General features: G+C 34.2%; 30 protein-coding genes and 3 tRNA genes. 17 read left to right on the top strand and 16 right to left on the bottom strand.

Annotated elements, in window-relative coordinates; all coding sequences use genetic code 11:
- Position 1 precedes the first annotated feature (1 nt).
- Both D1866_RS01255 and D1866_RS01250 read left to right on the top strand, forming a co-directional pair.
- A complete protein-coding gene (locus D1866_RS01255) occupies positions 2 to 517 on the top strand; it encodes a gamma carbonic anhydrase family protein (RefSeq protein WP_152940860.1) in 516 nt (171 codons plus the stop codon).
- Positions 507 to 1475 (top strand): radical SAM/SPASM domain-containing protein, encoded by a 969-nt coding sequence (locus tag D1866_RS01250; RefSeq protein ID WP_152940858.1) that lies wholly within the window; start codon positions 507 to 509, stop codon positions 1473 to 1475. The genes D1866_RS01255 and D1866_RS01250 overlap by 11 nt, the downstream gene beginning before the upstream one ends.
- Here D1866_RS01250 and xerA read toward each other — a convergent pair.
- Genes xerA through D1866_RS01235 form a run of 3 tightly spaced genes read right to left on the bottom strand, consistent with a single transcriptional unit; the run spans position 1472 to position 3918 of the window.
- Complete coding sequence (gene xerA / locus D1866_RS01245) at positions 1472 to 2332, bottom strand: site-specific tyrosine recombinase/integron integrase (protein WP_155860991.1); 861 nt, start codon at positions 2330 to 2332, stop codon at positions 1472 to 1474. The genes D1866_RS01250 and xerA overlap by 4 nt on opposite strands.
- 45 nt (positions 2333 to 2377) lie before the next feature.
- A complete protein-coding gene (locus tag D1866_RS01240; protein ID WP_152940856.1) occupies positions 2378 to 3145 on the bottom strand; it encodes an oxygen-binding di-iron domain-containing protein in 768 nt (255 codons plus the stop codon).
- Positions 3146 to 3150: 5 nt separating this feature from the next.
- Positions 3151 to 3918, bottom strand: coding sequence for a hypothetical protein (locus D1866_RS01235; RefSeq protein WP_152940854.1), 768 nt, complete (start codon positions 3916 to 3918; stop codon positions 3151 to 3153).
- A 110-nt stretch (positions 3919 to 4028) separates the two neighbouring features.
- Between D1866_RS01235 and D1866_RS01230 the strand changes: the two genes are divergently transcribed.
- Positions 4029 to 4931, top strand: a complete 903-nt coding sequence (locus D1866_RS01230) for an ornithine cyclodeaminase family protein (protein ID WP_152940851.1) — start codon at positions 4029 to 4031, stop codon at positions 4929 to 4931.
- Here D1866_RS01230 and D1866_RS01225 read toward each other — a convergent pair.
- On the bottom strand, positions 4909 to 5427 hold the full coding sequence (locus D1866_RS01225) for a cob(I)yrinic acid a,c-diamide adenosyltransferase (RefSeq protein WP_170254124.1): 519 nt from the start codon (positions 5425 to 5427) through the stop codon (positions 4909 to 4911). The two genes, D1866_RS01230 and D1866_RS01225, sit on opposite strands and share 23 nt — an antisense overlap.
- A gap of 33 nt (positions 5428 to 5460) precedes the next feature.
- Between D1866_RS01225 and D1866_RS01220 the strand changes: the two genes are divergently transcribed.
- Genes D1866_RS01220 through D1866_RS01205 form a run of 4 tightly spaced genes read left to right on the top strand, consistent with a single transcriptional unit; the run spans position 5461 to position 8730 of the window.
- Positions 5461 to 6138: a TatD family hydrolase gene (locus tag D1866_RS01220; RefSeq protein ID WP_152940847.1), complete on the top strand. Its 678-nt coding sequence runs from the start codon at positions 5461 to 5463 to the stop codon at positions 6136 to 6138.
- Entirely contained in the window at positions 6138 to 6872 is a 735-nt protein-coding gene (locus tag D1866_RS01215) for an SDR family NAD(P)-dependent oxidoreductase (RefSeq protein WP_152940845.1), read from the top strand. The genes D1866_RS01220 and D1866_RS01215 overlap by 1 nt, the downstream gene beginning before the upstream one ends.
- A gap of 41 nt (positions 6873 to 6913) precedes the next feature.
- Positions 6914 to 7969, top strand: a complete 1056-nt coding sequence (locus D1866_RS01210) for an extracellular solute-binding protein (RefSeq protein WP_152940843.1) — start codon at positions 6914 to 6916, stop codon at positions 7967 to 7969.
- Positions 7966 to 8730: an ABC transporter permease gene (locus D1866_RS01205; protein ID WP_152940841.1), complete on the top strand. Its 765-nt coding sequence runs from the start codon at positions 7966 to 7968 to the stop codon at positions 8728 to 8730. Before D1866_RS01210 ends, D1866_RS01205 begins: the two co-directional genes overlap by 4 nt.
- Before the next feature lie 100 nt (positions 8731 to 8830).
- Here the strand turns inward: D1866_RS01205 and D1866_RS01200 are convergent.
- Positions 8831 to 8922: transfer RNA gene (locus tag D1866_RS01200), tRNA-Ile, on the bottom strand.
- A gap of 142 nt (positions 8923 to 9064) precedes the next feature.
- Here D1866_RS01200 and D1866_RS01195 point away from each other — a divergent pair.
- The 3 genes from D1866_RS01195 (at position 9065) to D1866_RS01185 (ending at position 12211) form a co-directional block, all read left to right on the top strand.
- Positions 9065 to 9140 (top strand) — tRNA-Gly (locus D1866_RS01195).
- A 37-nt stretch (positions 9141 to 9177) separates the two neighbouring features.
- Positions 9178 to 9858, top strand: coding sequence for a hypothetical protein (locus tag D1866_RS01190; RefSeq protein WP_152940839.1), 681 nt, complete (start codon positions 9178 to 9180; stop codon positions 9856 to 9858).
- A gap of 76 nt (positions 9859 to 9934) precedes the next feature.
- Entirely contained in the window at positions 9935 to 12211 is a 2277-nt protein-coding gene (locus D1866_RS01185; RefSeq protein WP_152940837.1) for an STT3 domain-containing protein, read from the top strand.
- Between the two features lie 9 nt (positions 12212 to 12220).
- Here D1866_RS01185 and D1866_RS01180 read toward each other — a convergent pair whose 3' ends face one another.
- Genes D1866_RS01180 through D1866_RS01145 form a run of 8 tightly spaced genes read right to left on the bottom strand, consistent with a single transcriptional unit; the run spans position 12221 to position 16599 of the window.
- Entirely contained in the window at positions 12221 to 12391 is a 171-nt protein-coding gene (locus tag D1866_RS01180; RefSeq protein WP_013776052.1) for an RNA-protein complex protein Nop10, read from the bottom strand.
- Positions 12388 to 13176: a translation initiation factor IF-2 subunit alpha gene (locus D1866_RS01175; RefSeq protein ID WP_152940835.1), complete on the bottom strand. Its 789-nt coding sequence runs from the start codon at positions 13174 to 13176 to the stop codon at positions 12388 to 12390. Before D1866_RS01175 ends, D1866_RS01180 begins: the two co-directional genes overlap by 4 nt.
- 1 nt (position 13177) lies before the next feature.
- Complete coding sequence (locus D1866_RS01170; RefSeq protein ID WP_152940833.1) at positions 13178 to 13375, bottom strand: 30S ribosomal protein S27e; 198 nt, start codon at positions 13373 to 13375, stop codon at positions 13178 to 13180.
- Positions 13375 to 13662, bottom strand: a complete 288-nt coding sequence (locus D1866_RS01165) for a 50S ribosomal protein L44e (protein WP_013776049.1) — start codon at positions 13660 to 13662, stop codon at positions 13375 to 13377. The genes D1866_RS01170 and D1866_RS01165 overlap by 1 nt, the downstream gene beginning before the upstream one ends.
- Positions 13663 to 13671: 9 nt before the next feature.
- A complete protein-coding gene (gene gins15, locus D1866_RS01160; protein ID WP_152940830.1) occupies positions 13672 to 14118 on the bottom strand; it encodes a DNA replication protein Gins15 in 447 nt (148 codons plus the stop codon).
- On the bottom strand, positions 14108 to 15115 hold the full coding sequence (priS, locus tag D1866_RS01155) for a DNA primase small subunit PriS (RefSeq protein ID WP_152940828.1): 1008 nt from the start codon (positions 15113 to 15115) through the stop codon (positions 14108 to 14110). The genes gins15 and priS overlap by 11 nt, the downstream gene beginning before the upstream one ends.
- A complete protein-coding gene (locus D1866_RS01150) occupies positions 15060 to 15794 on the bottom strand; it encodes a DNA polymerase sliding clamp (protein WP_152940826.1) in 735 nt (244 codons plus the stop codon). Before D1866_RS01150 ends, priS begins: the two co-directional genes overlap by 56 nt.
- 40 nt (positions 15795 to 15834) lie before the next feature.
- Complete coding sequence (locus D1866_RS01145; RefSeq protein WP_152940824.1) at positions 15835 to 16599, bottom strand: ATP/GTP-binding protein; 765 nt, start codon at positions 16597 to 16599, stop codon at positions 15835 to 15837.
- A 51-nt stretch (positions 16600 to 16650) separates the two neighbouring features.
- On the opposite strand from D1866_RS01145, the gene D1866_RS01140 reads away from it, so the two are divergent.
- Genes D1866_RS01140 through D1866_RS01130 form a run of 3 tightly spaced genes read left to right on the top strand, consistent with a single transcriptional unit; the run spans position 16651 to position 19324 of the window.
- Complete coding sequence (locus tag D1866_RS01140; protein ID WP_152940822.1) at positions 16651 to 17529, top strand: ribose-phosphate diphosphokinase; 879 nt, start codon at positions 16651 to 16653, stop codon at positions 17527 to 17529.
- Complete coding sequence (locus tag D1866_RS01135) at positions 17526 to 18458, top strand: TRM11 family SAM-dependent methyltransferase (protein ID WP_152940820.1); 933 nt, start codon at positions 17526 to 17528, stop codon at positions 18456 to 18458. The genes D1866_RS01140 and D1866_RS01135 overlap by 4 nt, the downstream gene beginning before the upstream one ends.
- The gene (locus D1866_RS01130; protein ID WP_152940818.1) at positions 18455 to 19324 is read left to right on the top strand and encodes a ribonuclease Z; all 870 of its coding nucleotides are present in this window, start codon (positions 18455 to 18457) and stop codon (positions 19322 to 19324) included. The genes D1866_RS01135 and D1866_RS01130 overlap by 4 nt, the downstream gene beginning before the upstream one ends.
- Here D1866_RS01130 and D1866_RS01125 read toward each other — a convergent pair.
- Both D1866_RS01125 and D1866_RS01120 read right to left on the bottom strand, forming a co-directional pair.
- Positions 19321 to 19758 carry an RNA-binding domain-containing protein gene (locus tag D1866_RS01125; protein ID WP_152940816.1) on the bottom strand — a complete coding sequence of 146 codons (438 nt, stop codon included), beginning with the start codon at positions 19756 to 19758 and terminating at the stop codon, positions 19321 to 19323. The genes D1866_RS01130 and D1866_RS01125 overlap by 4 nt on opposite strands.
- Entirely contained in the window at positions 19755 to 20285 is a 531-nt protein-coding gene (locus D1866_RS01120) for an AAA family ATPase (protein WP_269199659.1), read from the bottom strand. The genes D1866_RS01125 and D1866_RS01120 overlap by 4 nt, the downstream gene beginning before the upstream one ends.
- A 39-nt stretch (positions 20286 to 20324) precedes the next feature.
- Between D1866_RS01120 and thpR the strand changes: the two genes are divergently transcribed.
- From thpR to D1866_RS01105, 3 genes are read left to right on the top strand one after another with little or no spacing between them, the layout of a single operon-like run.
- Positions 20325 to 20873 (top strand): RNA 2',3'-cyclic phosphodiesterase, encoded by a 549-nt coding sequence (thpR, locus tag D1866_RS01115; protein ID WP_152940814.1) that lies wholly within the window; start codon positions 20325 to 20327, stop codon positions 20871 to 20873.
- Positions 20870 to 22123, top strand: a complete 1254-nt coding sequence (gene cca, locus D1866_RS01110) for a CCA tRNA nucleotidyltransferase (RefSeq protein ID WP_152940812.1) — start codon at positions 20870 to 20872, stop codon at positions 22121 to 22123. The genes thpR and cca overlap by 4 nt, the downstream gene beginning before the upstream one ends.
- The gene (locus D1866_RS01105) at positions 22078 to 22716 is read left to right on the top strand and encodes a serine/threonine protein kinase (protein ID WP_152940810.1); all 639 of its coding nucleotides are present in this window, start codon (positions 22078 to 22080) and stop codon (positions 22714 to 22716) included. The genes cca and D1866_RS01105 overlap by 46 nt, the downstream gene beginning before the upstream one ends.
- Here D1866_RS01105 and D1866_RS13730 read toward each other — a convergent pair.
- A complete protein-coding gene (locus tag D1866_RS13730; RefSeq protein ID WP_155861207.1) occupies positions 22702 to 22911 on the bottom strand; it encodes a glycine--tRNA ligase in 210 nt (69 codons plus the stop codon). The genes D1866_RS01105 and D1866_RS13730 overlap by 15 nt on opposite strands.
- Positions 22912 to 23091: 180 nt before the next feature.
- On the opposite strand from D1866_RS13730, the gene D1866_RS01095 reads away from it, so the two are divergent.
- Positions 23092 to 23188: transfer RNA gene (locus tag D1866_RS01095), tRNA-Pro, on the top strand.
- Positions 23189 to 23483: the final 295 nt, after the last annotated feature.

The following is a 23483-nucleotide window of genomic DNA, read 5'->3' as shown; positions in this document are numbered from 1 at the left end:
TATGCCTATAGAAGATTTTATGGGCAGAAAGCCAAGAATTTCTAAGAACGTTTTCTTACATCCTACAGCTTATATAATTGGTGATGTTGAAATAGGGGAAATGAGTAGTGTATGGCATTATGTTGTCATAAGAGGAGATAACGATTCCATAAGTATAGGTAAAGAATCTAACATTCAAGAAAATTCAACAATACATACAGACCCAGGATTTAAAGTTGAAATAGGAGATAAAGTTACAGTAGGACATAACGCAGTTATACATGGAGCTAAAGTTTCATCAAACGTCATCATTGGTATAGGTTCTATTTTACTTAATGGTTCAAAAGTAGGCGAATATAGCATAGTTGGAGCAGGAAGCGTAGTACCGCCAAATGCCGAAATTCCTCCTTATAGTGTAGCAATGGGAATTCCAGCTAAGGTAGTAAGAAAAATAAGAGAGGAAGAAATTAAAATGATAGAAGATAATGCGTATGAATATGTTTTACATGTAAAGAGGTTTCTGAACTATGAATCGTGATATAAAAGCGATTAGATGGTTCATAAAAACGCAATTATTAAAAGATCCGTTTAATCCTGGGTATGCAACTTTTAAGGTTACTTCAAGGTGCAACTTGCACTGTACTTTTTGTAATCCTGAATATTATAATGGTGAGCTCGGTGAAGGAAGTACAGAAACTATAAAGAAGATAATTGATAATTTGAGAGATTCATCAATAGTAGTACTTTCATTTGAAGGCGGAGAACCTACTATTAGAAAAGATATTCTAGAGTTGTTGGAGTATGCACATGACGGTTCATTTTACGTAATGCTAACTACAAATGGATATAGGTTGAACGACGACGAATTCTTAACTAAACTTGCAGATAGAATAGATTTCCTTCATTATTCAATAGACGAGTATCATTGGAACGTTAAAGCCTTAGATACATTATGTAAATTTAGACAATATGGAATAAAGGTTAATGTGCAAACAGTAGTAACTAGATATAACTTGAATAAGTTGGAAGATAAAATCAAGAAAGTTAGGGAATGTAACTACAAAATCCTTGTTTTACCTGCAGTAGATTATCCAAATTCAAAGGTAAAACTTGCACCAGATCCTGAACAGCTCTATAATGTACTTTCAGAACTTAAAAAGAAATATTCTTCTACTCTCAATAATTCTTGGGGATTTATTAAAGCATTAAAAGGTGAATATCCAAAGAGGTTAGTAAGCTATGCAATAACAATTTATCCTAATGGTGATTTGCCTTATCCTGACGATATAAATGGAGAAATTGTAGGAAACTTAAGCAAGGAAAAGCTTAACGATATTCTGAAATCTCCAAGAGTTAAGGAGCTTCAGAGGAAAATGTTGGAAAATCAAGCAAAATTTGAATATCTTCATCTGCAGACAGCATCATTTAATAGCTTAAGAGATTTGGCAGAATATGTAAAGGATATGGCTAAATGGAGATTTACAGGGAAAGCTTAAGTAGTATTTTCTTCGAACACTTTTTTATATGCCTGCATTAAGTCTTCTAGAACTAAGTGAGTATATATTTGTGTAGTCTTAATATCTTTATGGCCTAGCAACCTTTGTACTGCCGGTAAAGGCAAACCTCTCCTTATTGCAATAGTTGCAAATGTATGCCTTAATATATGTGGCCTTAGCCCCTTAATTCCAGCCCTTTCTCCTAGCCTTTTAATTAATTTATAAAGTGCTTGGTATGTCATAGGAAAGAGTCTCTCGGAACTTCCTTGTTTAGTTAAGTACTTTCTTAACAATTTTTCAGTTTCCTCAGTAAAGAATACTATCCTTTCTTCTCCATTCTTTGTTTCCCTAACTCTTATCATTCTATTCTTTAGATCTATATCTTCAACCCTAAGCGAGAGCAACTCCTTAGATCTTAATCCAGTATCCAAGAATAAGCGTAAAATTAACTTATCTCTAAGCCTTCTTGTTGCCTCGAAAAGCCTTTTTATTTCGTCTTCGTTTAAAGCCCTAATCTCTTTCCTTCTTGCTCTTGGAATTACTGGATTAACGTTTACTCCAATCCACTTTAAAAATCTTCTTACTGCAATAACATAGTTCCTTAAAGTTACGCTTCTTGCCCTTTTCATTTCTGTTCCTTTTATTTTTCCTTCTTTAGACATCAAGTGGATTATCCATCTATTAACGTCTTCAGAAGTTACGCTTTTGGGGTCTTTCTTAATAAATTCTAGAAAGTCTTTTACCGCAGTAGAGTAAAGCTTTACTGTTCCCTCTCCTGCTTCAGCTGCTTTTAATGCTATAATAAAAGCGTCTAAATAATTTCCGTCAGAAGGAGGGCTACCAAGTTGTAATTTCACAATAAAAAATAATCTTGGAGGAAATAAAAGGAGGATAACTAAATATTACCATATATAATCTATTCCTACTTTATCTAGGCTTTTGAGCCATTCTATGAATTTTTTCACATTTTCTCCTTGGAATATTGAACCGTGTTGTGGTGCTATGATTTTTATATCAAGTCCTTTAATTTGTTCTAGCCAATGATCTATGGCTTTTTTGCTTACTATGTATCTTCTGTGGAAAGGTTCCATGTACTTTACGTGTTCGTCAAAATTTTCTACAAATAAATACCATTTGCCTGTCGGAAACACTGCAGCTCCTAAATCTCCAGAGAAGTAAATCTTGGATACTGGATCATAATAATGGAAATTTCCTACCGAGTGCATAAAATGTGCCGGGATAGCTTTAATCTCAGATTTTCCAAATTTTATGCTCATTCCTTGATCTGGTATATCGATTATTCTACCGGCAGCTTCAAATCCTAAATGAGGAAGGAATCTCTCCCAGAGCTCTGAAACATAAATTTGAGCATTAGGTGCAACGTCTAACCATAAGTTAAGTGAGCCTATAACATCAGGATCTTGATGAGAGAATAAGAGATACTTAATATTTTCTGGTTTTATAAACTCCTTAACGTTTTCATAAACTCTCTCAAAAACAAAATATCCTCCTGCATCCAATAATGCACCTTCGTCTCCATCAACTATAAGATATTGGTTTGTCAGTATTCCTTTTTCATGCTCTGACTCGTCCAATCCTAACCAGACAAATTTGTGATCTCCTTCCTCGTATAGTACGTAAGGTTTATGAACTTTTAGATTAACTGACATTTTTATCACCTTTCTTGTTCCAAAACTTCTACTATTCTTGGAGATATTCCTACATAAACGTGAATCTTAAATTCTCCGGAAAGATGATTAAGATCATCCTCATTGAATGAATCTTTACCGTCTTTTAGAATGTATATGCCTTTTAGCTCACCATTAAGGAATAATAATCTAAATGTCGAAGAACCAGATCCGCTTATGTAGATTAAAGGATAATTTGCAAAATCGCTTATTATTCCTTCTACGTAACTAAGGACTTCCCCTTCTTTTAAGGTAACGTCATCAGTTTTAGCTAACTTTGATTTCATTATTAGCTTCGATATTGATGAAATTTTAGATAGTGATAATGAGAAATTTTTACTGCCTACGGTTTGTTGTTCAACTTCTGGAAGCTTTGATAATTCGTTCTTTATGCCGTTAGAAATTTCTTCCAGTATCTTATGTAATCCTTTACCAACAATCCATTCTTTCTCTCCAGAATAACTTACTGATAATTTTACTCCACTCTTTCCTTCTGCAGATATTATTATTTTTATCTCATTTCCTTTTTTGTCTGTTAACTTATATTCTACAATACCGCTTCCTATAAAGGAAGGTTCTACAACAAATTCCCCTTCGAACGAAAATAGTAAAAACCTTGTGAATTTTAACTTTACTACGTTATTTTCGATACCTACTACATTAGGTAAGATTGAAATAATGTTCGAGGGATTTTTTGCCCATGCTATGATTGCATTAGACCTCTTATCTTCAATATCCATAGTTTCAATTTTCATGAGAAAATCTATTCTCAACCTTCTATAAAAACTATAATTATAAAAATCGTGTAGAAATGCAATTAACAATGTTAATCTTAGTTTTAAAACTCTAGAATATGTATAATATTATGCTTTATTTAGATGGTAAAAAGCTTGAAGAAATATTATCTGCAAAAGATGCAGTAAATGCAGTAAAAGAAGCCTTCTCTTTATACTACCAAGGGAAAGTGACTCAACCACAAAGACAAGTTTTAACAATAAAAGGTAACTGGTGGGGAATTATGTCTTCTTATACTGATTTTTCTGTAGTAGTAAAAATTGTTAATGTTATAAATGAGAATAAAAATAGAGGCTTACCGTCAGTACAAGGTATAGTAATTCTAATGTCTCCAGATACTGGAGAACCTTTAGCAGTAATTGACGGTACTATATTAACTGCCATAAGAACAGCTTCTGCAAGTGTATTATCTACTGAACTTTCTTACGGAAATAGAATTCCTACCCTAGGAATTATTGGAGCAGGACTAGAAGCTTATTATCATGCAAAGATTGCGTCAGAGTATTTGTCAATATCTAGAATTCTCATAACTGCAAGAAAATCTCATATCGAGTTAGCAAAGAAAATAGGTGCAGATGCAGTAGATTTACAAACCTTGCTTAAAGAGTCTGACGTAATATTTTCAACCACATCTTCTAAAGAACCGGTAGTACTAGGGAAATTTTTGAAAGAAGATTTTCATATAAGTAGTATAGGTGCCCATACTCCTGATGCTAGAGAGATTGACGACGAAACTATAGCTAAAGCAAAGACTTACATTGTAGATTCTTTACAAGCAGTGTCTTCAGAATCTGGAGATTACATACAGCCCCAAAAGAAGGGATTAATAAAAAATGTAATAGAAATAGGTAAAATAATAACCGATGGAATAAAAATTGAGAGACCTTCTATATTTAAGACAGTAGGAATTTCAGCGCAAGATAACTTAACTGCATACCATGCTTATAAGCTTAGCCAAACCTTTTCCAAATAACGTTAGGACTACCAGATTTTTCATTTACCCACAAAGCTAAAACAAAAAGTAACGAAGACAACCTATTAAGATATTTCACATGAACGTCTCTCGCCTTACCTTCTCTCATTATCTTTACTACACTCCTTTCTGCTCTCCTACATATTGCTCTAGATAAATGAAGAAAAGATGAAGCTAAATGCCCTCCAGGTAAGACAAAATTTCGTAGAGGTTTTATTTCTCCTCCGAACTTGGCTATTAAATCCTCAAGTTCCTTTATCTTTTCTTCGCTAAAATTTAAATTAAATCCTGCAATTTCCGAAGATATTACAAAAACATCATCTTGAATTTTGTATATTAAATCAAAAAGTTGTGGATAAAGAGAAGAAATAATGCCTAGAGAAGCGTTCAATTCATCTAAATTTCCTAAAGCTTCTACTATGTCATCGTCTTTCCAAACTTCACCTTTTGACGGAACTTTAGTCTTTCCGCTATCTCCAGATCCAGTATACCACATGTGGTTAAATACCATTAAAGAAAGTATTAAATCATGCTATACGACGCTCATTGTCACTATTCCTTACTTAAGAAAAAATATGAAGGATATTTTATAGCTGCAGTTTCCATGGATTATAATTCCTCTGTGGAAACCTTATCCTTAAATGATAAAAATATTCTAAAAGGCGTAGCAATACATCCTTGGAATGTTCATAAAGAGAAGATAGAGAGCGTTTTACCATTAATAGATAAAGCGGATTTTGTTGGAGAAATAGGTTTAGATTATAAATATTCCGAAGCTCCCAAAGAACTTCAAATAAGATATTTTGAAGAGTTCCTAAAAAATTCTCAGGATAAGACTGTTAATATTCACGCAGTGAATTCTTGGGACGACGTGTTAAATCTTTTAATTAAACATGATATAAGAAGAGCTATAATTCATTGGTATTCTGGTCCGAAAGAATTACTTCGCGATATAGAAGGCGCAGGATATTTCATAACTATTAATCCATCAGTTACTTTCCAGGAAAAGCATAGGATTATTGCAGAGAACGCCTCACCTAACATTGTGCTAACTGAAAGTGACGGAGGATATGTATATAAAGGAAAGTTACTTGAGCCTACTGACATTCCTTCTATCATAAAGTTTCTTTCTAAAATTTGGAATGAAGATGAGAGATACGTGGAGAAGAAGATAGAGATAAATTTTAGGAAAGCCTTTAATTTATAATGATTGCAGTCGTTACTGGAGCTTCTAAAGGAATAGGCAAAGCCACTGTAATTAAGCTAAAGGACTTAGGCTATACGGTGGTTGCAATATCAAGAAGCTTACCGGAAGTTGGTGACGAAAAAATTCAAGTTGATGTTAGTAATAAAGAAGATGTTTTTAAGACAGTGAATTATTTAATTTCCAAATATGGATTTATAGACGTCCTAGTTAACAACGCAGGTTTCGGAGTTTACGGCTCATTTCTTGAAACTGATTTAAATGAAGAAGAGTATATGATAAGAACTAATTTATTAGGCCCCATCTATTTCATGAAAGCAGTATTGCCTTATATGGTTAAAGAAAGGAGAGGCTCAATAGTCAATATCATATCTGAGGCCGCATATGTTTCCTCTCCTAAACTCCTAGTTTATTCTGCAACTAAGGCAGCTCTAGCTCACATAACTAACGGTTTATGGGCAGAGATGAGGAAATATGGCGTAAAGATTTCTGGAATTTATCCGGGTCCAGTAAAGACAAATTTTACTTCTCATCCATCGTTTAAAGGAGTAAAAGACTCTTTCTCTAAGTTCGCAGTAGAGCCAGAAAAAGTAGCAAACGCTGTGGTAAAAGCTATAAAAACTGGGAAGAGAGAAATTTATGTTCCATCAAAACTTGCTTTAGATCCTTATTTTTTGAAACTTTCTTATATTATGCAATCAATAACTTATAGGTTTGTCGGTAAATATTTTAGTTAGAAATATTTTTTAATTAGCATATATACTTTTATCTGAGAACCATGAATAAGCTGGTAATAATCGGTATAATAATAGTAGCAATAGTTGTAATAGGAGCAGTAGCGTATTTGAGTCTAAGGACACCTACTACAACAACGAAGACACCTACTACGACAACGAAGAAAACTCAAGTTATAATATATGTAGCTGATGCATATACTAAGGAAGCTTGTTGTCTAGGAAAGTGCTTCTCTTCTGCTAGCGGGATACCGGTAGTTTTACCACCTAAAGGAGGAGGGTCTTTCGCACTTGCTAGAGAAATTGGCTCAGGGGCATCTGTCACTGTATTTATGCCAGTAGCTTTAAGTGCAGTAAATGATCTAGGAAGTAATAATCCGGGTTGGGCAATAGCATTTGTTTCCGATCAAATTACTATAGCTTATACCAATACAAGCATATCTAGCAACCCATGTGCACAAAAGGCATTAAGCTATGCTGAAGATGCGATAAAAACTGGAAATTCAACCTATTGGTATAAGTTTTATTGCATTTTAACATCAGGTAAAGTTAAGGTAGGAATTTCTAATCCTAACACAGACCCCGCAGGTTTTAGAGCTTGGATAAATCTAGAGATTGCAGGTTATCTCTTTGCTAATAATACTTATTACTTTTATGATAGGATGTTAAGCAATCACGGTAATGTTACTGCAAGCAATGCTGCAGAATTAGTTCCAGATTTAGAGTCAGGAGCAATACAATTCCTATATATTTATAGATCTGCGGCAGTAGCGAAAGGCTTAGACTATATCCAACTGCCTGCAAAGCTAAACTTAGGCTGTTATAAGTGTTCGTCATTCTATGCAATGTTTAATTATACTCTTAACACAGGAGTAGTAAAAGGGTCTCCAGTATATCTATTTATAACAATACCTAAGAATACTAATAACTACAATGAGGCAATAGATTTTGTCATCTATGTTATAGAGCATTCAAGTATATTAAAGAAATTCGATTTATGTCCTCTCCAACCGGCTATTCTTTTCAACTCTACTGCAGTACCTCCTCAGATAGCTTCATTGTTGACTGAAGGAAAGTTAATAGAAGGAGGTACTCTATGAACTGGTTTAAGCTATTAGGAATTTTTTTATCAATTATACTCGCAGTTCCAGTTCTCTTCCTTATTTACATGGGATTCTTCGTGTTCAAAAGTCCTCAAGCTTTCTCTCAAGCATTCTACTCTGGAGTCGAACTAAGTGTCTTATCTTCAGCATCTGCAGCTGGGATAGACTTTGCTCTCTTTACGCCTTTAGCGTATTATCTTTCTAGAGAAAAAGATTTTATAACAGATTCATTAGTTGACGTTCCCGCGTCAATACCTCACCCTATAGTAGGAGTAGCATTAGTGTTCTTAGATAGTCCATATTCACCTTTCTATAAAATATTTCAGGACTTGGGAATAAACTTTTTTGATACATACTATGGTCTAATTTCCGCACTTGTGATTGTCTCTGCCCCAATATACATAAGGAGCATGAAGAATTACTTTGACTCGATGCCTAGAGTTTACGAGGAATACGCAAGATCTTTAGGTGCTGGAATGGGAAGAGTGTATTTAATGATTATGAAAAACTCATTAAAAGGAGCGTTATCTTCTTCATTGACTAGTATGTCTAGGGCAATGAGCGAATTTGGTTCAATTGCAATAGTTGCTTACTATGTACTTTATGGGCCTTTAGCTGGAACTTCTCCTGCTTCAATCTTAATTTATGAGTATTACGGATACTATGGACCGCAAGTAGCCGTTACTGCATCTGCAATAATGATTGTAGTTGGATTAGTGTTATTAATCTCTTTAAAACTTGTACAATACTTGAAGTAGTTTTTAATTCAATTTTGTCAATTTTTACATATTTTAAACCGAATAATGAAAATTAAATCCCAAATATTGATAGAATGTCCTAGTTAGTACTTCTAACTTATGGTGGGCCCGGGGGGATTTGAACCCCCGACCTCCCGGTTTCTGCCCATAAGTTATCAGCCGGGCGCTCTAACCATGCTAAGCTACGGGCCCAATATCATTCTTTTACCTTTTTATTTTAAACTTATCTATGCATGTCTACTTAATATGTTCTCTTTTGAACTTCTAATAAAAGATAAATTGTTCGGGATAAGAAAGCGAAAATTATTAAAGCAGGGTAGTTTAAGATTATATTGCGGCTGTAGTCTAGCATGGATTAGGACGCGGGCCCTCCAAGCCTGAGATCCCGGGTTCAAATCCCGGCAGCCGCATACAAAACTTAAATAGCTTCTCTTTTTTCTCTATATCATGGATAAGGCTGATCTACTTTTTAATGCCTATAAAAGTAGGAAAGAAATTGAGCCTTTTGAGGTAAATGAAAAGGAAGCTGAAGAGATATTCAAAAAGTTCTCTTCAAGACTAGTGGAGGAAGAGGGTTTAGGAGGATATAAGATCTCTTTGGTTACAAGGGAACATTTGAAAAGATTCCATGGTAAAGAGCCTATGTATGGTATATTAACTAAACCGATGATAACGTCAGATAAGGAAATAGAGCTATGGTTTAATCATAATTTTGCTGAAGTTGAAGTAGTATTTTTTACGGATTCTTGTAGAAATGATAATTTTCCTCAGTGTATTAAAGAAACTAGGTTGGGAGTAGAATTGCCTGCTACTAGATTTAACACTTGGAATTTGAATGCATTGCAATTAAAGGCTGACGATTCTGCTGCTGGTAGGCTTTATATAGGAGAGCAAGTTTCACTGCCAATTAAAGGCGTAGAGATGTTAATAAACGATAAACTAGTAGGCCGAGGTGTTCCTAACTTTATTTATGGTGGACCAATGGATATGGTTAAATGGCTTATCTCAAAAATTGGAGAAGTTAATGGTTATGTATCTTCTGGCGTTTTTATAGGTCCGTTTGAAGTTAAGAAAGGAGATAAGATTACAATATTAGGCGACGTTAATTTTGAAATAAAGCTAGTCTGAATTTTAATGTTTGAATATTTTTATTGTATCAACTTCTTGGATTAAGTTTATATTGATATTTATTAGAAAAGGGCTTATGCAGTCTACAAAAACGCTAACAAGGATTTTAGAGCGTACAAATATTATTGATACTCTCGTAGTTTCAGGAATAGCACTAATTTCAATTTTAATAAGGTCATTAAGCACTCAATATCCTTTAGGAATCAACGGGTTCGACTCTTGGTACTTATTTTATAACGCCTTATTAATTGCTCAAGCACACGGTAATTGGTATGCAGTACCCCCAGATGTTCATGCATGGTTCCCTTGGGGATTTTTCATAGAATTAGGTGATACAATAGGATTACCGTTTATTGTTGCACTTCTTTCTCTGCCTTTCTATTCTACTTATGGTGCTAACGCAGTATATACTGTTACCTTATTCCTATATGTTGCACTTGCTGGTTTAGGAGTAGCAGCAGCTTATGTTGCTGTTTCTGGACTAACTAAAAGCAGGATAGGCGGTTTTGTAGCTGCAGCAATAATAGCTGTATCTCCAGCTTTAACTGTTAAGAACATAGTCGGTGGATTGCCAAAGACTTCATGGGGAGGAGTATTCGTATTATTTTCAATATATCTACTAAATTATGCTATTGAGAAAAAGAAACCAATTTATGGAGCATTTGCAGGAGTGCCTCTATTTTTAGCTGAAGTATCATGGGGAGGATCTACATATATTGATTTAAGCTTGTTAGCTGGAGCTTTCCTACTAATCTTACTTAATAGGAACAATGAAGAGACTGCAAAAGCTTTTACTCTCATGGCAATAGTTACTGCGTTCTTAACCTCTTGGGCGCCAAATAGTATTGGATTCCTTTCAGGATTAGCTCACGGGCTTTCATTGTTAATAATTGGTGCACTACTATTTCTAGACCTTTATTTGAAGAATATCTTACCTAAGGAAATTTTAGATTCTAGAGCATTAATAATAACTGCAAGTGCAGTATTCATATTTGTAGTAGCAATAGTAGGTCTCTCATTTTTAGGTGTAACGCCAATTCCTTCAAGATACTATGCAATAGTTAATCCATTCTATCAAGTTACTGTACCTATTGATAAGACTGTAGCAGAATATATACCGCAGCCAATAACATCAATGATTACTGACTTCGGGATAGCATTATTCCTTTCAGTCATTGGCATGTATTACTTAATAAGGGAAAGTAACCTTGCAGGACTTTGGTTACTCGTTTTGGGTGTAATAAGTATCTACGGTACTTCAGAACAGCCTTATCTCTTTAATTATACTGCATACATGATAGCTCCATTAGCTGGTGCAGGAGTATTTTACATTATAGATAAAACTAAGGAATATAAAGCGAAAATTATTCCAATATTTGTGCTATCATTGGTAGGAATTTCACTTGTAGCAGACGCAGGTGCAGCAATAACTATGAGTAACGTTCCAAACGAAATAGTAACTTCTGCTAGTCCCTATCCTATAATTAATTATGCTTGGGTATCAGCATTAGATTGGATAAATCAGAAAACTTGTCCTCATGCATTCATACTAAGCTGGTGGGATTACGGATATTGGGAGGAAGTTATAGGAAATAGAAGCGTCATAGCAGAAAATAATACACTTAATGGTACCCAGATAAAGCTCATGGCTGAGATGTTCTTAAATAATGAGACTTTTGCTGCAACAGTACTAGAAAAAGATTTTCACTTATATCCTTATGGTAATCCTAATTATACTATCCCAGTTTACATAGTAGCTTACGATGCAGTGACTTCAGTTAATTCAAGTAGTGGAGAAGAATGGTACATAGGTTATCCATCAGATTTAGGTGGAGAGTTTTTAGGATATACAACATCCTTAGGAGATATAGGTAAGGCAATGGGTGCAATGACAGTAATCGCAGGATATCCAATAAATGAATATCTAAACACCAGTCTTATCACCTCTGAAATTTCATACTTAAATTCTACTTTAGGTAGCATAGCACAGTATGACCCAAGCGTCGCTACTGAATTAAACGAACTCTCAAGCATTATAGGTCAAGCATATCCACTTGCGTGGACTCCAAAGGCATATAACTCATTAATTGTTAACATGTTTGTTGAAGCTTTAGAAGGCACAGGATATCCAGTGATAGCGCCATTTAGCAGTAAATTGGAATTCAGCATAAGTGGTTTGCAAACAACACCAGGGACTCCGTTCCCAGAAATTCATATGGTTTATTTCCAACCAGTCTATGTAGCCTTATTCCCATGGGTTAAAGGACCTAATTATGAAACATATATAATGGTAATGATATACCAGTTTGTACAACCTGGGACAGTAATTCCAGAATGTGTTTATTACGGATAAAACAAATTTTTAGCAATTTAATTTAATACCTTTTTTGGCTTCTATTCTGTATTTTACGTATTTATCTTCTGGAGAAAATCGTGGGGGATGAGGCACTATAGTCGGGGTATTACATTTAGGACATTTTTCTTGGAAAGTATAAGTACCGTCTACTGGGCATTTTCTTATTAGCCAAGTCATTTTTGTACACTTATTTCTACTCCTTCTTCCTTAGCAATTTCTTGGAGCTTTTCTATAATAGAATTTAATCTTTCTGCAACGGCTTTAGGTTCAGTGCCAGTAACATCAACCCTATATCTAGGAGCACCTATTGTGTAAATCTTTATTGTAAAATCTGTATCTTCTTCTCCTTCTACTGCCTTTCCGAATAAACTCCTAATTTTTTCTACTCCGTTTGGATCTAGCGTTTTAACTACAACAACTTTTGATTCTTTTACTTTCTTTTCTTCACTATGTTTGGAAGCTTCTTCTATTAGTGGTTTTATCCATATCTCAGGAACTCCAGCATCTCTTAATATTTTATCTCCTTCCTTTACTGCTTTTTGTAAAGCATCAAAAACATCTCCATATTTGCTTTCTAATTTCCAAGCAACTTGTTCCCAAGCTTCTTTTTCTGTCTTTCCCAGTTTTTGCGAAACTAACTCAAGAATTTTGTCCGTTTTTTGTAGTTTTTTCCATTCGGCATTCTTTTTCCTTCTTTCGTCATCATTAACTTTCTTTAAAGATACGTCAACTGTTCCTTTCTTTCTATCTACACGAATAACTTTAACTACTATTTTCCTTCCTTCCTTTATAACATCACGAATATTTTTAACCCATCTAGTACTTATTTCACTCCAAGGTAAAAATGCTTGTAAATTTCCATACTCGTCAAGAGTAACATAACTTCCGTAATCAAAAACTTGCTTAACAGTTGCGATTAAAATATCTCCTTCTCTTGGAAGAGGATGCTTATTATATATCATTTTAACCCAGTTCTTTAATTATCTCGCCAACTATTTTTGCTTTACCACCAGTAGGATAAGCCAGTTGTGTTCCACAAGCTAAGCACCTTACTGGAAAAGTCGCATGGCTAAAAATTACTTGCTCGTTACCACAATTAGTACATTTTACTCTGATAAATTTTCCTTTAGGCTCTGGAATTAAGATCTTAGTTTTCTTCATTACTTAGCCACCTCTACTATCTCCATCTTCTTTATTCTCATTCCAGGTTTCATTATTACATAACCGCATTTAGTGCACTTTAACATTAATACTGCTTTTTTAGTTACTTTTGCAAATCTTTTTTGCTCTGGCTTTCTTTGACCTCCATATCCTAAGTTCTTCCTATCATATCTTCTTTGACCTTCAGCTAGAGTCCTTCTTTTACCTCCTTTGTAAAGAGATACTGAGTGCGGTGTATGAGTTTTGCACTTTGGGCAATATGTAGTTATCGTCTTGGGAACTTTCATAACTATCACTTAGCTTACTATTTTACACGGAGTTATATATTCTGCGGTCCATAAAGCTAGTGCTTTTTGTAAATCAAGAAAGATTAAATCTCCTTTCTTTAGCTCTATACTTTCAATTATTGTATCCTTCATAACTTTACACAAGATTTTACCATCATTAAATATTAGATTTCCGCTCAGTAATGAAATGTAAAGTTCCTTAATTTTATCTAGGATATTAAATACGAACTCATCAAATCCTTTTCCTTTATAATTATCCTCAAGATATTTGCCAAGCCTAACTTCAAATAGCGATCCTGCGAGCTCTTCATAAACCTTTATTTCATTCTTATGAATTTCGTCGTCATAACTTATCCTTATCTTTGCTAAAGTTTGAGAAATTTTCTGAATCTCTGAAAGTGAAATTTCTACAGGAGTATCGGATGAGATTTCCCTATTAAGTATTTCATCTAACATATAATTTCACTTCCCCTAAACCTTTTAAATGCGCGTAAACTCCTATAGATGCATCTAGCTTTATGGGAACGCCTCTAGAAAATTCTATGTTTTCGCCCAATATTTGAAATTTTCCAGTTATATAAGGTAAAAATGTAACGTAACCAGAAAAAGGTGATAAAGAAGTGGAAAATTCGAAATTACTTTCTTCTATTTTTCTTACTAGTAATCCTGATTTACCATGTATAGAATTTGGGATTCTAAATAATCTTTTTATATCTATGGTTACCTCTTCATCTAGAATTACTCCTTGAATTCGTCTAGCCTTTCTTCCAGCCCAGCCAGGATCTGTTGGTAAGGCTGAAGAGTATTTAGGAACTCCAATACCCTTTATGTAATCAACTATTTCTTTTCTATCTTCAGAATCCAATAGAGCACAGTCTCCGCTACATCTTACGTAAACGTGAAAACCTCTATTTCCAGAGAAATATAGTTCGGGATTTAAACCAAAATCATCTTTTAAAATATCCTTGATTATTAGAGCGTTTTCTAATGCTTTATTTATACAATCAGAAGTTATCTCAGCAAATTCCACAGTTTCAACGTTATCTTTAGGGCATTTTTCTCCATCAACCTCAGAACCACACACTGGGCAAAAGTTTATCTTTCTTATATCGCATAATTCATCTGCATCTATATCAAACTGTAAGTCTGCCCCCATCCACCCTTTTTCGTCCATTTCTTTTGCTGAGGGTATTTGATATTTTGCTGTAGAATAAAATAAATGTAAAGGAAGATTTTCAAGTATGAAATTTCTTAACTCTAGAGGAGAGGAAAAAGATAAATGTCTAACATATGTATCTTTACCAAAAGGTTGTATCGCGAATTCTCTTAATTCCATATCATCAGGTAATTCAAGTTCTGCTTTTTCATAATATGATTTAAATAGCATTAAAATGATTTTATTCAACTCTTGGGGCAATATAAAACTCACCGTATCCTCCTTGAGGCAATTCATAATGAAGCTTTAGCGGTATCTGAGAACCAAAGTACAACTCCATAGTGTCCGAAGCTTTTCTCATTTTTGTAGTATTTAATACGTATTCCATACCGTATGTTGACTTAGCATCATTTCCACTTGCCTCTAATAGTGCTCCGTTATCTGTGGAAAGTTCTACTTTAGATTCTCCCATGTCACCTTCTACAGAAAGATATAGTTTTCCTCCCTCAGAACTTACTACTAGTGTATCGCCTAAATCTGCTAAACCGTCCATAACGTCTGAGAAAGTTACTGTGAGCATTTTTGCCTTAAATGGGAATTCTAAGTTGAGAGAAGGATTTTTTTGCTCTTCCATAGATAATAAAGGTAATGAAAATATTCTTTGGAAAGATCCTTCTATTATTATCTTAAGATTACTTCCATCTGTTTCAAAGCTTAATGTATCGTCTTTCTTTACTCTTGCTAAGATTGATGATAGATCTTCTAAGTTCACGCCTATTACTTCTTTATCTTTAGACTCATAATTTTCAAAATATCCTGCAGGCAAAAATATATCCAAAAATACTACTCTAGAAGGATCTATTCCATTTATTCTTATTCCATCATTAGTTGAAACTATAGCACCTTCGTCCATAAATTCCGATATTGTTTTTATTATGTATACAAACGCAGGAGCGTCAAGAGCCTTGAATTTCATAATTAAGAATAGTAAATCTAAAGTTTAAAACTTGTTAAGCTCAAAGTCTAGGAGAGTTCTCTTCTGTTAAATAATCTTCTCCACCAGCAAATATCCTTTGTAATTCTGCATAAAGTTCGTCAAACCCTTCATCGTTTGTGGAAGAAACTGGAACTGGTGCAGAGTCAAGGCTTTCTATTAAGGTTTTTACTAGCTCGAATGAATAATCATCAACTTCACCTAATCTATCTATTAGTTCTTCTCCATTACTCCAGCTTTTTATTTCTTCTAATTCCTTAGGTGTCAAAAGGTCTATTTTTGATAAAACATTAACTTGAGGTAAGTTCATTCTAAACCGTATTGCACTAGATAGAAGTAATAAAGATACGTAAGTTCTAGCTTCTCTTGCAAGGAATGAGTCCATTAAAAATACGTTTGCTGCCTTATTATCTCCAACTATTAGTGATGAAATAAGCCTTCCAGTATCTCTATACGCAAAGAGTTCAACTTGACCCGGAGTATCTATTAAGACATAATTAGCTTCTATTTCACTGACCTCATTTTTTATTTCTACGGCTTTAGTCATTAGTAGATCTATTGAGGCTATTAATGAAGAATTGGGACCTAATCCATATTTTTCCATAACTTCAAACGCGTCTACATACTCTCTTACATCAAAATCTGGAGTGTATGGGAGTTTTTCTACTGCTGGATCTAAATTTATGACCGCTGTATCTAACTCTTGGTCAAGTAAATAATCTTGAAATTCCTTAACTAAAGTAGTCTTACCAGAGCCTGCTGTTCCAGTGAAGAAAATATAGTACATCATATTAACTTGACTTTTAATCTTAAAAACTCTGTCTAATACCTATAACTAATGATTATTGTAGGAGGACCAGCCTCAAACGGTATAGACGAAAAGCTTTCAGAGATGCTTAATGTGAAGCTTATAAAAGCAGAACATAAGATTTTTCCTGACGGAGAATCTTATATTAGAATTCCTGAAAGTGTTAGAGGAGAAGAAGTAGCAATAGTCCAGTCTACTTATTATCCTCAGGATAAGCATTTGATAGAATTACTTTTAATGATAGAAGCAGTGAAAAATTTAGGTGCAAGTAAAATTATTTCTATAATTCCATATTTAGCTTACGCGAGGCAGGACAGAAGATTTAAAGACGGAGAAGCATTAAGTCTTAAAATAGTCCTAAACCTTATTTACGAGAGCGGTAGTGACGAATTAATTACGGTGGAACCTCATAAACCCGATGCAGTCATTTCATATTTTAAAGGTAATGTCAAAATAGTGGATCCAACTCCCGCTTTAGCTAGAGAAATTAAAAAGGAGGTAGAAAATCCCTTCGTATTAGCTCCAGATCGTGGTGCTTTAGAAAGAGCTGAAAGACTCGCTAAGGAGCTCAATTCTCCTTATTCTCATATTGAAAAAGAAAGAGATAGAACTACTGGAGAAGTGAGAATTAAAGAAGCTCCTCATTTAGATTTACATGGAAAGGACGTTGTGCTTATAGACGATATAATAAGTACTGGAGGAACTTTAGCCCAAGCTTCTCAGCTTTCTTATAATTTAGGTGCTAGAAAAGTAATAGCTGTAGCAACTCACGTATTATTAGTTAATGACGCTTACGATAAGCTCACTAGAGCTGGAATAAAATCAATTATAGGAACTAATACTATAAAAGTTGAGAATAAAAACGTTAAAATTGCGGATATTTCAGACCTTATAGCTGTTAAACTATGAAATATGCGATATTAAGCGCAGACGAGCTTTTTATATCTCTAGCGGAGCTTAAAGCCCTACTAAAGAGGCCTTTTTCTTACGTTACTGGGGTAGCAATATTCGATGGAGAAGCTAAAAACATTGCAAGGAGATCTTCTACAATTAAGGCAATAGGCGAAATTCTAGCAATTTCAGACAATCCAAAGGATATAAATGATGCTCTTAAAGGTAAATGCTTTAGTATAAAACCTAACGTTATTATGAGCTCAGACAAGGATTTATTTCCAGTTCTATATAAAGAAATTGTAGGTAGCGTAAAATTTAGTAAAAAATGTGATAAGCTTGATTTGATATTTACTGACGGCATTATATTAGCTGGAATTAGGCAAGAAGAGAGAGACTCAAAAAGCCTTCAGGCTCACGCTAAAAAACCATATTCTCAATCTGGAACCATGGATGCATATACTTCAAGACTTTTAGTCAATTTAGCTAATCCAGATAAGACAATCCTTGATCCTTTTGCAGGCGTAGGTTCTATATTAATTGAGGCATCTTGGTTAGGATATGACTGTATAGGAGGAGACATTGATAGTAAAATGATAGAGAAAACTAAGTATAACCTAAAGTATTTTAATTATGAATGTCAAATTATTCAAGAAGATATAAGTAATTTGCCTATTAAGGAAAACTCTGTAGACGCAATTGTTACAGACCCCCCTTACGGTAGATCAGTTAATGCTAGGGATGTAAAATTTGATGAATTATATGAGTCACTTTTCTTTAATTCGGCAGAGATCCTAAAGAAAAGTGGAAAATTAGTTTTTGCTACAGATTCTAAGTTTGACTGGAGGGATAAAATTAAAAGTTCTGGATTAAAAGTTGATTCTATTCATTTTATTTATTTACATAAAAGCCTATCGAGAGGAATCTACGTGGTGGAAAAACCTTGATGGAAGTTTATTTTATAGGCACTGGTGGTGGAGCGCCGTCAAAGAGAGGTCTTCCGGCATTTTTAGTAAGGAGGCAAGGCTTTAACGTACTTTTAGATTGTGGTGAAGGAACGCAAATTACAATGATTAATCATGGACTTAACATTATGGCAATAAATTTGATTGCAATAACTCATCTTCATGCAGACCACGTTTTAGGGCTTCCTTCATTAATCCAAACTATGGGAATGTATAGTAGAAAGGAGAAATTATACATAATTGGTGACGTGAAGGATCTTTTAAATAAGGTTTTTGAGGAAACTTATTTTGAACCTCCTTTTAAAATAGAGTACGTTGACAGCTACGAAGATAATGAGTTAAAAATTACTCCTTTCAAGACTTGTCACGTAGTTAAGTCTCAAGGGTATTTAATAGAAGAGAAAGATAGGAAAAATATTGATATAGAAAGACTAACGAAGGAAGGTATTAAAGATTGGAGAATTATTAGGCAATTAAAGGCCGGTAAAGAAGTTATATTTAATGGTAGGAAGCTTAATCCAGAAGATTATTTAACAACTAAAAAGGGAATAAGGATAGCTTATACCGGGGATACTGCCATCTGTGATAGTGTAATAAATTCTGTTAAAGGAGTAGATTTGTTAATTCACGACTCCACGTTTTTAGATGATATAAATGCTAAAGAATATGGACATTCTACAGTTACTGATGCGGCAACTGTAGCAAAGGAGGCTGAAGTAAAAAGATTAGCTTTAGTTCACATTAGTGGGAGATATAAAGACGCTAAAATTATGGAAGAAATTGCAAGAAGAACTTTTTGGAAATCTTTTTTGCCGGACGATTTATCATATTATATCTTAAAAGACTAATCCTCTGGAATTTTATTTTCCCATAATGGATGGCCTTTAGCGGTTCTTGGCGCTAGCCAATCTACAACCTCATTAGGATTCTTATGTTCTATGTAAAATGAAATAGGACCTAATGGCGACTCTCTTTCATCGTCCACGAAAGAGATTACACCTATTGCCGCTGCTTGTTTATGTAACATAAATGAAATTGAATTGTCTGAAATTCCTCTCCTTAAGTATTTTCTTGCAACGTCAAGTATTTTCTCTTCTCTTAACGCATCGTGAAATTTTTGCAGACTTTTTAGTGTTCTTGATTCTTCTACAATGACTACAATATAATCTCCTCTCTTTTCCTTTGTTATTTTTTCATAATCGAAGAAATTAGCTATAGCCGTTAAGACCTTAGATTCGTCTTCTGAAGGCCTAACTTCAGCCGTTACAACTATTTTTGTCATTTCGTAATCCTTAATATAACTTCTTCTGCTCTCTTCTTAAATTCGTCTATCGTGGAATCGTTAATTATTATATAATCAGCTAGAGCTATAACTCCTCCTATTCCTAGTCTTATCTCGTCAAGGTCTCTTCTCCTTAGATCTTCAATATTCTTAGAATCGTCAGGCCTCATCCTTGATATCATTCTTTGATATCTTAATGAAGGAGGAGAATGAATTGCTATTATTATAGGGTTTCCTAATCTTTTAAACTCCTCAACTTCTGCTAAACTCCTCACTCCTTCGAATGCAATCCTGCTCATGGTTGGCGTGATTTCCTCCATAGATAGTCTAGCTACTACTCCTTCACCATATATTTCTCTAATTCTTTTAGCAAAATCCATCATTCTTTCACCTATTTTTGCCTCTTTTTCATACCTCTTTCTTAATACGTCGCCCATAGAGATAACATAGAATCCTTTTTCTCTCAATAAGTTTGCAAACAATGTTTTGCCTGAGCCTGGCATTCCAGTTATAAGAATTACATTAATTAGTGACCACCATTTTCTTCTTCATAGTGGTTTAAAAGCATGAGGTTATTCATTGCAATAAAAGTTCCACAATTCCAAAAACTGAATGATATCTATAATGAAATTAAATTAAGTGGAGCAGATGTAAAGCTTGTAGAGACAGATAATATACACATAACCCTAATCTTCATTGGAGAAGTGCCAGACAATAAAGTGGACTTAGTAAAAGAAGCGGTATCATTACTTCAGTTCAATAAATTTAAAATAGCCATGAAAGGAATGGGAGCATTTCCAAGCATTACAAAGCCTAGAGTTGTATGGGTTGGAATTTCAGAAGGATTCCCTCAACTTAGGGAGATAAGGTCTTTTTTATTAAAAGAGCTTAGAAGTAGAGGAATTAGACCAGAAGATGAGAAAGAGTTCGTTCCTCACATAACCTTGGGCAGAGTAAAAGGTCCTTCAAATCTATTTAACTTAGCAAACGTTATTAATCAGCATTATAACGATTACTTCGGAGATTTTATAGTTGATAAAGTTATACTTTATAAAAGCACTTTAACACCAAAAGGCCCAATTTACGATGAAATTTTAGGAGTGGCTGGAAAATGAGCGAAGAGCTTCTAAAGAAAGTTTTAGATAAAATAAAACCTACAAGGGAAGACGAGGAGAAGGTTAAGTTAATAGTAAATGAAGTCATTGAGAGACTTAACGGCCTAGATGCAGAAATTCATGGGTCTTTTAGGAAAGGAACGTGGTTAAAGGGCGATGCAGACGTTGACGTATTCGTATTCTTTCCTAAGAATGTGGGAAAGGAATATATATCTACAGAAGCAATTAAAATTTTGAGAGAAAGATTATCTGGATTTAATATTACAACTGCTTATGCTGAACATCCTTATTTGATTGTTAATCATAAGGGTATTGAGATTGATATAGTTCCTGCTTTAAAAATTGAGGAAGGAGAAAAACCAATTACTGCCGTAGATAGGACGCCTTTCCATACAGAATTTATAAATTCCCATTTAAGTGAGGAGCAAAAAGACGAAGTACGCCTACTAAAGAGGTTTATGAAAGGAATAGGAGTTTACGGTGCAGAAATAAAAGTTAGGGGATTTTCGGGCTATGTTACGGAGTTACTTATAGTAAAGTTTGGCAGTTTTCTGGAAGTTTTAAAGAACGCCTCAAAATGGAAGCCTCCGGTTAAAATTTTCATTGTAAAGCCAGAAAGGGATTTTAAATGCCCCTTAATTTTACCAGATCCAGTAGATCCATCCAGGAACGCTGGAGCAGCAGTTTCTCTCAAGAGATTAGCAGAATTTTCTATAGCCTCTAGGTACTTTCTTAAGAATCCTTCCGAAAAGTTCTTCTTCCCACCAGAGCCAGCTGGGGATAAGATAAAAGGAGACGTTTTAGTTACTAAGATAGAGATTCTAGATAATAACGTAGTAGAGGATTTACTTTGGGGTCAAATAAATAAATCTGTTGAAAAGATCTTTAACATTCTAAGAAATTATGGATATAGAGTTATAGATGTTCAAGCATATGGCGATATAAAGAATCTCTTGTTTGCTTTACAGCTTGAAAGTAAAGAAATAGGCAATTACAAGTTAAACCAAGGTCCTCCATTTTATATGGATTTAGACGATTTTATTAGTAAGAATGATAATATATGGGTTGGAGAAGACGGAAGACTTTACTCAATTAAAGAGAGGAGAAATGATAAAATTGAAGATATAGTTAAGTCCGCTATATCGCTGAAATACAATTATAAAGTCGTGGAACAATATTGGTTAGATAGAGAGCCAAAGGAGCCATGCTTAAAGGCATTCCTGAGGAAAACTCCAACCTGGTTGAAATAAGCAAATTCATTTACCCAAAGTACTCTAAAGATGTAGAGGAAGAATTAAAGAGCGCAGGGATATATTATGCCTATTCTTTTGGTAATGTTAGTCTTGGAAAGGTTAACGTAATAGGCAAAGGCAAGACTGGAATAGTAGTTTACATAGGAGAAGGAAAGGTTGTTAAAATAAGAAGAACCGACTCTCCAAAAAATAGCCTAGAATTAGAGGCAAAAATTCAAGAGATATCCTATCCTTCTGCGCCTAAGGTATTCGGCCATGGAGTTAATTATATTATTATGGAATATGTAAACGGTAGCCCTCTTACTAGGTATGATTTAAGATATTTAGGAGATCTTTTAATTAGGGCTAAATATCTTGAAGACGTACACGTACAACATGAGGAGATATCAAGACCCTGGAAAAACGTTTTAGTTACTCAAGCAAGGACTTACATCATAGATTATGATTCTGCATCAATTAAGGAGAGACCTTTAAATGTTACAAAGATATTATCTGCTTTTGGATTTTATCAACTAGGAGAGAAATATAAAAGAAATGAAATAGAATTCGAAGAAATTATTAATTTTATTAAAGAACTAAGAAGTAGCTAAAATTGCTTTCTTTCTTAACGCTATCTTAATTTCGCTTAGAGATGGCACTCCTAGCGGATGTCCACATTTTGGACATTTTCCACCATATATTGACTTTATTTCCGAGGGAGTTCTTACACCGTAAAAGTCTTGTCCTACCTTTTCAAATCTATATAACTCATACCCACAGTTTTTACAAACGTATCTTACTGGGATTTTGCAACACCTAAAACTACAATGTGTTGAAAAGCAATTTATATTAACCCCTAGAGTTTTGTAAAGAGTATTATGAGCGTATTACAATGCTTTAGCTTAGTTTAATACTTTCGGCTACCTCTCTCTCTCAAAGTATTATATGGGGAATGATTTTTAAATGAAAATATAACAACTATAAATGGGGCCGTAGTCTAGCCAGGACTAGGATGCCAGCCTGGGGATAGATCCCTAACCACCAGAACGCTGGTGGTCCCGGGTTCAAATCCCGGCGGCCCCACGTTAAATACAAATTTTGTGATGGTTTGAATAATTAACTTTGCATTTTTCCAAAAATTAAAGGTATCGTAGTAAAATCTTTTTCAAATTTTTAAGCAATAAAATCATTCGATAAGATTACCTTTAATTATGAATCCTTTTCATAATATACCTGGTATAATTAAATAGTTTATGCTATCTTTAGGTTTTATCGAAGCATAGTTTATAATGCATTATATAGTTGTTCTAAGTTTTAACTATGATAGTGATGAAATGATGATTAATTTACATTAGTTCGAACCATAATTTACGTAAAA

Origin of the sequence: Acidianus ambivalens (genome assembly GCF_009729015.1) — an archaeon.
Classification (GTDB): domain Archaea; phylum Thermoproteota; class Thermoprotei_A; order Sulfolobales; family Sulfolobaceae; genus Acidianus; species Acidianus ambivalens.
The sequence above is the reverse complement of the archived record's forward strand: the minus strand, read 5'-3'. Positions and strand labels throughout refer to the sequence as shown.